General features: G+C 73.7%; 12 protein-coding genes. 5 read left to right on the top strand and 7 right to left on the bottom strand.

The features are described from left to right. The first annotated feature begins 67 nt into the window (after positions 1-67). Positions 68-1054: an aldo/keto reductase gene (locus AB0L34_RS00715; protein WP_357452903.1), complete on the top strand. Its 987-nt coding sequence runs from the start codon at positions 68-70 to the stop codon at positions 1052-1054. 145 nt (positions 1055-1199) lie between these two features. On the opposite strand, the gene thpR is transcribed toward AB0L34_RS00715, so the two are convergent. The 5 genes from thpR to AB0L34_RS00690 all read right to left on the bottom strand — a co-directional run bounded on the left by thpR (position 1200) and on the right by AB0L34_RS00690 (position 5804). Next, a complete protein-coding gene (gene thpR / locus AB0L34_RS00710; protein WP_363700722.1) occupies positions 1200-1778 on the bottom strand; it encodes an RNA 2',3'-cyclic phosphodiesterase in 579 nt (192 codons plus the stop codon). A gap of 12 nt (positions 1779-1790) precedes the next feature. Then, a complete protein-coding gene (locus tag AB0L34_RS00705) occupies positions 1791-2300 on the bottom strand; it encodes a hypothetical protein (protein ID WP_363700720.1) in 510 nt (169 codons plus the stop codon). A 102-nt stretch (positions 2301-2402) separates the two neighbouring features. Further along, complete coding sequence (locus tag AB0L34_RS00700) at positions 2403-3686, bottom strand: MFS transporter (RefSeq protein WP_357452896.1); 1284 nt, start codon at positions 3684-3686, stop codon at positions 2403-2405. 70 nt (positions 3687-3756) lie between these two features. Continuing rightward, positions 3757-4206 carry a MarR family transcriptional regulator gene (locus AB0L34_RS00695; RefSeq protein WP_350701717.1) on the bottom strand — a complete coding sequence of 150 codons (450 nt, stop codon included), beginning with the start codon at positions 4204-4206 and terminating at the stop codon, positions 3757-3759. A gap of 119 nt (positions 4207-4325) precedes the next feature. Beyond that, positions 4326-5804, bottom strand: coding sequence for an NCS2 family permease (locus AB0L34_RS00690; protein ID WP_363700718.1), 1479 nt, complete (start codon positions 5802-5804; stop codon positions 4326-4328). An 88-nt stretch (positions 5805-5892) separates the two neighbouring features. On the opposite strand from AB0L34_RS00690, the gene AB0L34_RS00685 reads away from it, so the two are divergent. After that, a complete protein-coding gene (locus AB0L34_RS00685; RefSeq protein ID WP_363700716.1) occupies positions 5893-6141 on the top strand; it encodes a DUF2530 domain-containing protein in 249 nt (82 codons plus the stop codon). Between the two features lie 36 nt (positions 6142-6177). Here AB0L34_RS00685 and AB0L34_RS00680 read toward each other — a convergent pair whose 3' ends face one another. Then, positions 6178-7017: a DUF3027 domain-containing protein gene (locus tag AB0L34_RS00680; protein WP_357452889.1), complete on the bottom strand. Its 840-nt coding sequence runs from the start codon at positions 7015-7017 to the stop codon at positions 6178-6180. Positions 7018-7104: 87 nt separating this feature from the next. Here AB0L34_RS00680 and AB0L34_RS00675 point away from each other — a divergent pair, with 87 nt between their 5' ends. The 3 genes from AB0L34_RS00675 to AB0L34_RS00665 all read left to right on the top strand — a co-directional run bounded on the left by AB0L34_RS00675 (position 7105) and on the right by AB0L34_RS00665 (position 10548). Continuing rightward, complete coding sequence (locus AB0L34_RS00675) at positions 7105-8763, top strand: MFS transporter (RefSeq protein WP_363700714.1); 1659 nt, start codon at positions 7105-7107, stop codon at positions 8761-8763. Continuing rightward, entirely contained in the window at positions 8760-9410 is a 651-nt protein-coding gene (locus AB0L34_RS00670; protein WP_363700711.1) for a futalosine hydrolase, read from the top strand. The genes AB0L34_RS00675 and AB0L34_RS00670 overlap by 4 nt, the downstream gene beginning before the upstream one ends. A 262-nt stretch (positions 9411-9672) precedes the next feature. Beyond that, the gene (locus AB0L34_RS00665; protein WP_363700709.1) at positions 9673-10548 is read left to right on the top strand and encodes a 1,4-dihydroxy-6-naphthoate synthase; all 876 of its coding nucleotides are present in this window, start codon (positions 9673-9675) and stop codon (positions 10546-10548) included. On the opposite strand, the gene AB0L34_RS00660 is transcribed toward AB0L34_RS00665, so the two are convergent. Next, a complete protein-coding gene (locus tag AB0L34_RS00660; protein ID WP_091098926.1) occupies positions 10509-10895 on the bottom strand; it encodes a cold shock domain-containing protein in 387 nt (128 codons plus the stop codon). The two genes, AB0L34_RS00665 and AB0L34_RS00660, sit on opposite strands and share 40 nt — an antisense overlap. Positions 10896-10910: the final 15 nt, after the last annotated feature.

Raw genomic sequence — 10910 nt, 5'->3', positions numbered from 1 at the left:
TCCGGCGGCGAGCGTTCGCCGGAGTCGACGCGAGGCACTCGAAGTGCCGCCGTGGCAGGGTGGCCGTATGGAGTACACGAACCTGGGCCGCACCGGCCTGTCGGTCAGCCGCCTCTGCCTCGGCACGATGAACTTCGGGCCGCAGACGACCGAGCCGGACAGCTTCGCGATCATGGACCGGGCCCTCGAACACGGCATCAACTTCTTCGACACCGCCAACGTCTACGGCTGGCAGACCGGCGAGGGGATCACCGAGCAGATCATCGGCCGCTGGTTCGCCCAGGGCGGCGGCCGGCGGGACAAGGTCGTCCTGGCCACCAAGGTCTACGGCAAGATGGGCGAGTGGCCCAACGAGCAGGGCCTGTCCGCCCGGCACATCGTCCGGGCCTGCGAGGACTCGCTGCGCCGGTTGCAGACCGACACCATCGACCTCTACCAGATGCACCACGTCTCCCGGGCCACGCCGTGGGAGGAGATCTGGCAGGCCATGGAGACCCTGGTCGCCCAGGGCAAGGTGCTCTACGTCGGGTCGTCCAACTTCGCCGGGTGGCACATCTCGGTGGCGCAGGAGGCGGCGGCGAAGCGTCACTTCCTCGGCCTCGTCTCGGAGCAGTGCATCTACAACCTGCTCACCCGGCACGTCGAACTCGAGGTGGTGCCCGCCGCGCAGCACCACGGGCTCGGCATCATCCCGTGGTCGCCGCTGCACGGCGGGCTGCTCGCCGGGGTGCTGCGGAAGATGGCCGAGGGCGGGGCCGCGCGCGGCGCCAGCGGCCGCTCGGCCGACGCGCTGGCCGCGCACCGGCCGACCATCGAGGCGTACGAGAAGCTCTGCGGCGAGCTGGGGCACGACCCGGCGGACGTGGCGCTCGGCTGGCTGCTGTCCCGGCCGGGGGTGACCGCCCCGATCATCGGGCCGCGCACCGCCGACCAGCTCGACCGCTCCCTGGGCGCCCTGACCGTCAGCCTCGACGAGGACGCCCTCGCCCGGCTCGACCAGCTCTTCCCGCCCGTCGGCAACGGCGGCCCCGGCCCGGAGGCCTGGGCCTGGTAGCCACGCGCCGACGATGGAGCCGGCGGCGGGCGACCGCCGGCTCCACGGGTGGGTGCCTCCGCCGCGGCCTGCGGCGACCTCCCCCGGGCCGGCGCGGCCGGGCGGTCACATGGGCACGCCGGCCGTTGCTGGCGCGGCCGGGCGGTCAGATGGGCCAGGCGGCCAAGCGGTCGTAGGTAGGGCGGGGGCCGGGGTGGCTGCGCATCAGCACCATCTCGGCGGCCGGCCACGCCGGGCCCTCGTAGCCGTCCAGGGTCGCCAGGTCCGCCGCCACGTCGACGTCGGGCACCCGGTCACCGGGTCGGGCGACCGTCAGGTGCGGGCGGAACGGCTTCTCGTCGTGTGGCAGGCGGGCGTGCCGCAGCCGGGAGCGGATCAGCCGGGCCAGTATCTGGAGCTGCTCCACCTCGCCCCGCAGGTCGACCCAGAGCACCGTGAACCGGCCCCGCCCGAAGCGCCCGCCGCCGGCGATCCGGAGCCGGGGCGCGGCGGAACGGCCCTCCCGGGACCACTCGGCGGCCAGCCCCAGCGCGCTCTCCACGTCGACCAGCCGGTCCGCCTCGACGTCGCCGAGGAAGGCGAGGGTGACGTGGGCGGTGGCCGGGTCGGCGAGCCGGACGTTGATCCCGGAGGCGGCCGCCGCGCCGACCCGCAACCGGGCGACCTGCGCGCCGAGGTGCGCGATCGCCTCCGGCGGCGGGTAGACCGCGACGAAGAGCCTCACGCCGGCCCGCCGTCAGTGGTGGCGCTGCCGGTGACCGGCCCGGGCAGCGGGCAGGGTCAGCCCGGCGGTGTGCAGGAGGCCCTCCACCCGGACCCGCTCCAGCTCCAGGTCGACGCCCTCCAACTCGGTCAGGTGCTCGGTGATGCCGAGCGCCCGGCAGGCCAGCCGGAGCCGGTCGTCGTACGCCCGGAGCACCGTGCCGTGCCAGACCGGCTGCCGGCCGTCGGTGCTGGCGCCCTGGCCGCGCAGGCGCCGCAGGTCGGCGGCGAGTTGCTCCAGCGGGCGCCGGTCGGGCCGGTCGAAGTCGGTGAGGTCGATGTCGCGGGTCAGCGCGTCGGCCTCGACGGCCCGGTCCAGCCGGGCGATGGTGCGGCGCTCCCGCCGGCGCTCCCGCCACTCGGCCCACCCACAGGCGACCCGGTCGATGATCTCGTCGGCGCAGAAGACCGCGGCGATCACCGCCGGCAGGCTGGCCACGCCCACGAAGGCCAGGACCAGCAGCACCCCGCGTCCGACCTCCACGCATCGACGCTAAGCCCGATCCCCCCGGGCCGCCACCGGATTGGCCGCATCCACGCCATCCGCAGGATGGGACGGATCGTCCCACCCGGGCGGCGAGGGCGGTCAGCAGTCGGTGGAGGTGACGTAGAAGCGTGGCATCGGCAGGATGCGGAAGCGCAGCCGGGCGCCGGCGCGGCGGAGCTGCCAGGTGAGCGCGATCAGGGCGGTGGCCAGCGAGACGAGCCCGCCGATCCAGATGCTGGCGCCCGCGCCGTAGGTCTCCGCCACCCAGCCGATCAGCGGCGCGCCGACCGGGTTGGTGCCGAGGAACACCAGCACCCACAGGGCCATCACCCGGCCCCGGAAGGCGGCGTCCGTGCCGAGCTGGACCCGCTGGTTGGCGGCCTGGGCGAAGAACACCATGAAGAACCCGGTGGGCAGCAGGAGCGCCACCACCATCCAGTACGCCGAGGCGAGCCCGACCAGGGTGCCGAAGCTGGCGCAGCCGACCGCGGCGCCGAGCACCACCCAGACCGACGGGCGGCTGCGCCGCCCGGTGCCGGCCAGCGCCCCGACCAGCGCGCCGACCGCCAGCGCGGTGCTGAACAGCCCGAACGAGGCCGCCCCGGTCTGGAACACGGTCTTGGCGAGCGCGGCCAGGGTGAGCTGGAAGTTGAACAGCGACATGCCGATCACCGACATCACCGCCATCGGCAGCAGCAGGTCGGGGCGGCGCCAGACGTAGCGCAGGCCGTCGACGACCTTGGCCGAGGCCCGCTCGTCGCGCGGCGGCAGCGCCTCCCGGTGCAGCTCGGCCGGGCGCATCCGGACGACGTTGACCAGTGGGGCGATCGAGCTGAGCGCGGTGAACAGGAAGACCGGCCCCACGTCGAACGCGGCGATGGCCAGGCCGGCGACGGCGGGCCCGACGATCCGGGCGGAGTTGAACACGGCCGCGTTCAGCGAGAGCGCGTTCGGCAGCAGCGACGTGCCGACCAGCTCCGAGACGAACGCCTGCCGGACGGGGGTCTCCACGGCGTTGGCGACGCCGAGCAGGGCCGCGAACGCGAAGACGTGCCAGAGCTGCACGAGGCCGGTGATCACCAGCAGGCTCATCGCGAGCGCCAGCACGGTCCAGAACGCGTTGGCGACGAAGAGCAGCATCCGCTTGTCGTAGCGGTCGGCGAGCCGCCCGGAGAGCAGGGTGAGCAGCAGGACGGGAGCGAACTGGAGGGCGGTGACCACGCCGAGCGCGGTGGCGGAGTTGTCGGAGAGCTCGAGGACCAGCCAGTCCTGGGCGATGAACATCATCCAGACACCGATCAGCTTGATCAGTTGCCCGGATGCGAAGAGCCGGTAGTTGCGGACCTGTAGGGACTGGAACATCGTGCTCAGCTTCGCCTGCACTCTTTGTGCGCCTCCTCGCGGTCGTACGCGTCATCGACGGCGGACGGCGCGGTGGTGCGAGGCGCGCGGGTCAGGCGCGGGCGAGCTGCTGAAGGATCTCGGCGGCCTGCCGCAGGGTGTCCCGTTCTGCTTCGGTCAGCTCGGCCAGCCGGTGGGCCAGCCACTCGTCGCGGACGCGCTCGAACTGGTCGAGCACCGCCCGTCCCCCCTCTGTCGCCGCGAGGATGACCTGCCGGCCGTCGGTCGGGTGGGGGGTGCGCTGCACGAGGCCGCGCTCCTCCAACTTCGCGACGATCTTGGTCATCGTCGGCGGCTGCACCCGTTCGACGTCGGCCAGTTCCCGTGGCGTCAGCGCGCCCGCCAGCTGGAGGCTAGTGAGCGCGGAGAGCTGGGTGACCGTGAGGTCGCCGACCGGCCGGGCCTGGCGGACCCGTCGGTTGAGTCGGGTGATCGCATCACGCAGCTGTGGTGCGAGCTGCGCCGGTGGCACGCGTTTCGCCGTCACCGTCCGCTCCGTCACGATAGTTAGCTTAACTAATGAGCTTGGCTAATGAGCTGCGATATGACCATGGTCACGAGAAGTTTGCCCTGCTCCGGGCCGGCTACCCGATTCGGTCACCGGCCCGGAGCGGAGGGTGGTCAGAGCACCAGGGACTCGATCGGCCCGCGCAGGAAGTACAGCACGAAGAGGGCGGCCACCCCGTACAGCAGGGGGTGGATCTCCCGGGCCTTGCCCTTGGCGAGCTTCACCACCACGTACGTGATCAGGCCGGCGCCGATGCCGTTGGAGATCGAGTACGTGAAGGGCATCAGGACGATCGTGAGGAACGCCGGGATGGCGATCTCGTAGTCGGACCAGTCGATCGTCCGCACCGCGGTCATCATCAGGAAGCCGACCACCACCAGCGCGGTGGAGGCCGCTTCGAACGGCACCACCACGACCAGCGGCGCCAGGAACATCGCCAGCAGGAACAGGGCGCCGGTGACCAGGTTGGCCACGCCGGTGCGGGCGCCCTCCGCCACACCGGCGGCGCTCTCGATGTACGACGTGTTGCTCGACGTGCTCGCCGCACCGCCGGCCGCCGCCGCGATCGAGTCGACCAGCAGGATCTCCTTGGCCCGCGGCGGGGTGCCCCGCTCGTCGAGCATGCTCCCCTCCTGCCCGACCGCGACCATCGTGCCCATGGTGTCGAAGAAGTCCGTGATCAGCAGGGTGAACACGAACATGAGGACGACGAGCCAGCCGGCCCGGCTCCACGAGTCGAACACGTTGAAGTTGCCGAGCAGCGACAGGTCCGGCACGTCCAGCCAGGTCTTCGGCAGCTCGGGGACGTTCAGCGCCCAGCCCTTCGGGTTCGGCTTGCCGTCGACGAAGGACGGCCCGATGTTCGCCACCGCCTCGACGACGACCGCCAGCACGGTGGAGCCGAGGATGCCGATCAGGATCGCGCCCTTGACCCGGCGTACCAGCAGCACCACGGTCAACAGCAGGCCCACCACGAAGACCAGCATCGGCCAGCTGCCGAGGGTGCCGTCGAAGCCCAGGCCGACGGGGACGGTGGTGTTCGCCGAGTCCGGGACGCGGCGGACGAAGCCGGCGTCGACCAGCCCGATGATGGTCAGGAAGAGGCCGATGCCGACGCCGATCGCCGTCTTCATCTGCGTCGGCACCGAGCGGAACACCGCCGTGCGCAGGCCGGTCAGCACCAGCACCGCGATGATCACACCCTCGATCACCACGAGGCCCATCGCGTCCGCCCAGGTCATCTCGGGGGCGATCTCGTACGCGACCAGCGCGTTGACGCCGAGGCCGGCGGCGAGCGCGATCGGGAACCGGCCGACGACGCCCATCAGGATCGTCATCAGGCCGGCGACCAGGGCGGTAGCCGCAGCGAGGGCGGGGATGGGGAGCTTCTGGCCGTCGCCGTCGACGGCACCACCGATGATGAGCGGGTTGAGCACCACGATGTACGCCATCGTGAAGAAGGTCGCCAGGCCACCGCGTACCTCGCGGCTCATCGTCGAGCCACGGGCGGAGATCTCGAAGAACCGGTCGAAACCGTTACGCGGGCGAGCCGGATCGGGTGGTGTGCCGTTGTCGGGTGGGGCTACTGCCATCAGGTCCTCGCAGGTGATCTTTCGTTGTCGCGCCGCATCGTCGCAGATCACGGGCCAGCAGCGAAAGTTGATCGCGTACGCTTGCCGCGTGCCGAAGGAGCAACCGCCGCGCCCCGAGCCGCTCGACCCGCCGATGGTGCCGTTCGCCCTCGCCGGGATGGCGGCCTGGGCGCTCGCCGGGTTGGTGTTGCTCGTCTTCTTCCGCGGCTGGCTGACCGCGCACGGTCACCAGGACTGGTTGTGGATCTGCCTGGCCGGTTTCCTGTGGGGTTTTCCCGGTCTCGCCGTGATGATGCGGCACGACGCCAACCGACGCCGCCGCCGCGCCGGCCGCTGACCTGCGCCGACGCCGATCCGCCGGCGCGGCCGTCCGTCAGGGGTGGCCGTACGGCTCCGCCGGCTCCGCGGCCTCCACCGAGCCCGGCGCCCGGCTGACCGACACGGGCTCCACCGCACTGTCGTCGTAGACCGTCGGCATCTCGTCGACCGGGGTGTCGGCGGCCTCGATCAGGGTCTCCGAGTGCGCGCCGCAGCCGTGGTCGGCGCTGACCACCCGGCCGTCGTCGGGGGCGTAGAAGTTGCCGCAGGCGCCGAAGGACTGCCGCAGGGCGCCGGCGAGCGGCAGGTAGAAGCCGCAGGTCCCGCAGCGGGCGGCGGCGGGAGCGGCGACCGAGATCGCGGCGGAGGGGCCGTGGTCGCCGTCGTACCAGCGCTGGGCGGCCTCGCTGCGCCCCTCCCGGGAGAGCACCCGGGCCCGGCCGAGCCCCAACTCCCAGGCGGTCTCCTCGACCGCCGGGTCGTCCGAGAGCACGTAGCCGGGCTGGAGCCGCTCGTCGTCCGCCGGGGTGGGCAGCAGGTCGCCGGGACCGAGGTCACCCGGCTTGAGCCGCTCCTGCCAGGGCAGCCAGCCGGGGGCGAGCATCGCGTCCGCGCCGGGAAGCAGCACCGTCTCGCAGACGGTGACGTGCCGGCTGCGGGGCACCCGGGTGACGGTGACCGCCCACCGCCAGCCGCGATAGCCGGCGAGCCGGCACTCGAAGTAGTGGGTGACGAGCCGGTCGCCCTCCGCGACGGCCTGCAGGTGGTCGCCGATGTCCGAGGCGTCGACCTCGGTGATGGCGTCGCGCGCCACCTCGACGGCAGCGGCGCAGACCTGGTCGAGACGAGCGGCGCGGGCGGAGGTGGGCCTGGTCACCCGACCATTGTTCCCCATGCGTACGGCCGACCGACAGGCACCCGCCGAGGACGTTCTGGCGCAGTGGTGCGGCGTGCGCGGACCGGATGGGCGAGGATGGTGGGCATGCCGCTGTTCTCCCGCTCCGGGCGGTCCGTGCTCGGGCAGACCGTCGGCACCGGCATCAAGGCCGTCCGCCTGCTGTTCCGGGGCTCGGTCAGCGGTGGACGCTGGATGACCCGCCGGGCCGGCCGGGCCCGCGCCCGGGGCGCCGGGGACGAGGTCGGCATGGTCCGCCTCTTCGACCTGCACGCGGTCTCCTGCGCCGGGGACACGCTGATCGCCATCGGCCTGGCCGGGACGATCTTCTTCAACGTCCCGCTCGGCGAGGCGCGCAGCAAGGTCGCCCTCTACCTGCTGGTGACCATGGTGCCGTTCGCCATGCTCGCCCCGGTGGTGGGCCCGCTGCTCGACCACTTCCGGCACGGCCGGCGGTACGCGCTGGCCGCCACCATGCTCGGCCGGGCCTTCCTGGCCTGGCTGATCTCCGACTACATCCACGGCTTCGGCCTCTACCCGGCGGCCTTCGGCGTGCTGGCGCTCTCCCGCGCGTACGGGGTGGCCCGCTCGGCGGCCGTGCCCCGGCTGCTCCCGGAGGGGCTCGGGCTGTCCCAGGTGGGTGCCCGGGCCAGCGTCTACGGCACGGTGGCCGGCGCGCTGGTCGCCCCGATCGGCCTGGCGGCCTTCTGGTTCGGGCCGCAGTGGCCGCTCCGGGTGGCCTCGGTCATCTTCCTGGTCGGCATGGTGATCTCCCTGCGGCTGCCCCCGAAGGCCGACTCGGAGCCGCCGGAGCGGGTGCCCCGGCCGCTGCGGGCGCTGGGTCGCCGCACCGGGGACCGCCCGCTGGGCCGGGGGCGACCGGCGGGCCGGCTCGTGATCGCCACCCTGATCGGCGCCGCGACGCTGCGCGCGGTCTACGGCTTCCTGCTGCTCTTCCTGGCGTTCGCGATCAAGGCGGGCGACCTGACCACCGTGGCCTTCGGCCGGGACCTCGGCGACGAGGCGGCGCTGGGCCTGGTCGGCGCGGCGCTCGCCGTGGGCACCTTCCTGGCCACCGCGGTCGGCACCCGGCTGCGCATCCACCGACCCGCCGCGATCCAGTCCAGCGGCATGGTCGTCGTCGCCGGGGTGGCGATCCTCGCCGCGTTGAAGTTCTCGCTGCCCATGGTCGCCCTCCTCTGCCTGGTCGCCGCGCTGAACAGCGGCATCGCCAAGCTCGCCGTGGACGCCTCGATCCAGGAACGCATCCCGGAGCGGCTGCGGGCCAGTTCCTTCGCCCACTCGGAGACGGTGCTGATGCTCGCCTTCGTCGCCGGGGGCGGGCTGGGGCTCGTACCCTTCGACGGCCGGATCGGGATCGCCGTCGTCGCCCTCGTCGGCACCGTGGCCGCCGCCCGGGGCCTGGTGGTGGCCGGCCGGCTGCGCGCGGAGCGCCTGCTCGGCCGACCGCTCGGCGACGACGAGCTGGCCGACGACACCGACGGAGCCGACCCCGACGCCCCGGGCTCCCCGGACACCGACGGCGCCGGTTCCCCCGCCCCGGAGGCCGGGCGCCGATACGACCCCACGCCCACCTCCCCCGCCCCGACGCAGGGCGGCTCCCCGCTGGACGATCCCGGCCTGGCACCGCCGGGCTACCACATCTACCGACCCTCGTCGGCCGTCGGCGGGCCGGGCGGGACGGACGACGAGACCCGCCGGGAGCCGCAGGGGCCGCTCTCGTGACCGCTCTGCTGGTGGTCACGGCGGTTCCCGCCGAGGCCGAGGCGATCCGCGCCGGCCTCGCCGACCAGACGACCACGGTGCTGCCGGTGGGGGTCGGCCCCGCCGTCGCCGCCGCGACCACGACCCGGCTGCTGGTGCTCGCCGAGGCCGCCGGCCGGCCCTACGGCGGCGTGGTCAGCGCGGGCGTGGCGGGGGGCTTCGCCGGCCGGGTGGAGGTGGGCGCCACGGTGCTGGGCACCGTGTCCGTGGCCGCCGACCTCGGCGCCGAGTCGCCGGCCGGCTTCATCCCCGTGGACGAGCTGGGCATGCCCCCGGAATGGCTGGGCGGCAGCACCGCGCTCGCCGCCGACCCGGGCCTGCTCGCCCGGCTGCGGGCCGCGCTCCCGGCGGCCACCGTCGGGCCCGTGCTGACCGTCAGCACGGTCACCGGCACCGCCGCCAGCACCGACGCGCTGCGCCGGCGGCACCCGGACGCGGTCGCCGAGGCCATGGAGGGGTACGGGGTGGCCGTCGCCGCCGCCCAGGCGGGCCTCCCGTTCGTCGAGCTGCGTACCGTCTCCAACCCGATCGGCCCCCGCGACCGCGACGCCTGGCGCATGCGCGAGGCGCTGGCCGCCCTGACCACCGCCGCCGCGGCCCTGGCCTGACCCGGCTCCGTCACACCTCGATCGCCGCCATGGAGTGTGCCGACTTCGACAACAGCCGCCCACCTGTGGAAAAGCCTGTGGATAACCGTCATGGTTGTGTGCAGCCCGGTGACGCCACCGACGACCGCTCGACACCGTGGTGTGTCCCGGTCCCGTCGCGCCCGTCGCGGGGCTCACGTCGCGGGGCTCACGTCGCGGGGCAGGTCACAGTCGCGGGTACCGGGCGGAGCCGGCCCGCTGCGGGCGGGGATACCGTGGAGGCGTGGCGCTCTCGCTGGCGATCTCGCCCTGCCCCAACGACACGTTCGTCTTCCACGCCCTGGTGCACGGCCTCGTGCCCGACGCGCCGCCGGTGGAGGTGACGTACGCCGACGTCGACGTGACCAACACGGCCGCCGAGCGGGGCGCGTTCGACCTGGTGAAGGTGAGCTACGCCGCGCTGCCGTGGCTGCTGGAGGACTACCACCTGCTGCCCTGCGGCGGGGCGCTCGGCCGTGGCTGCGGCCCGCTGGTGCTGACCAGGGGCGACGGCGCCGGTCGACCCGACCGCCCGGGCAGCGCGGGGCACGCCGACCGGGCTGACCTCACCGGCGCGACCGTGGCGGTGCCCGGCGACCGGACGACGGCGTACCTGCTCTTCCGGCTCTGGGCGGCGGACCGGCCGCCGGCGCGGATCGAGGTGGTGCCGTTCCACGAGATCATGCCGGGCGTGGCCGCCGGCCGGTACGACGCCGGCCTGGTCATCCACGAGGCCCGCTTCACCTACCCGCGGCACGGCCTGACCGCCCTGGTGGACCTTGGCGAGTGGTGGGAGGCCGACACCGGCCTGCCCATCCCCCTCGGCGCCATCCTGGCCCGGCGCGGCACGGTGGACCCGGAGGCCGCCGCCGGGTGGATCCGCGAGTCGGTCCGCCGGGCCTGGGCCGACCCGGCGGCGAGCCGCGACTACGTGCTGGCGCACGCGCAGGAGATGGAGCCCGACGTGGTGGACCGACACATCGGCCTCTACGTCAACGAGTTCACCGCCGACCTGGGGGACGCCGGGTTCGCCGCCGTGGAGGCGCTGCTCGGTCGGGCCGCCGCCGCCGGGCTGGTGCCTCAGACCTCCAGCTCGCGCGCGACGGCGTGGACCAGCTGAGCGATCTTCTGCGCGGTCTTGCGGTCGGGGAAACGGCCCCGACGCAGGTCCGGCTGCACCTTCGCCTCCAGCACCTTGATCATGTCCTCGACGAGGCCGTGCAACTCCTCGGCCGGCCGGCGGCGCAACTCCGCCACCGACGGCGGGGCGTCGAGCAGCTTGACCCCCATCGCCTGCGCACCCCGGCGGCTGTCCACCACGCTGAAGTCGACCCGCTGACCGCCCTTGAGGTCGGTGACACCCGCCGGCAGCGCGGTCTTGGGAAGGAACACGTCGCCACCCTCGTCGCTGGTGACAAACCCGTATCCCTTGGCCGCGTCAAACCACTTCACTCGACCCGTCGGCACCTGAGAACCCCTGCT

Source organism: Micromonospora sp. NPDC052213, assembly GCF_040679695.1.
GTDB lineage: Bacteria > Actinomycetota > Actinomycetes > Mycobacteriales > Micromonosporaceae > Micromonospora.
This window is presented reverse-complemented; position numbering and strand designations above follow the sequence as displayed.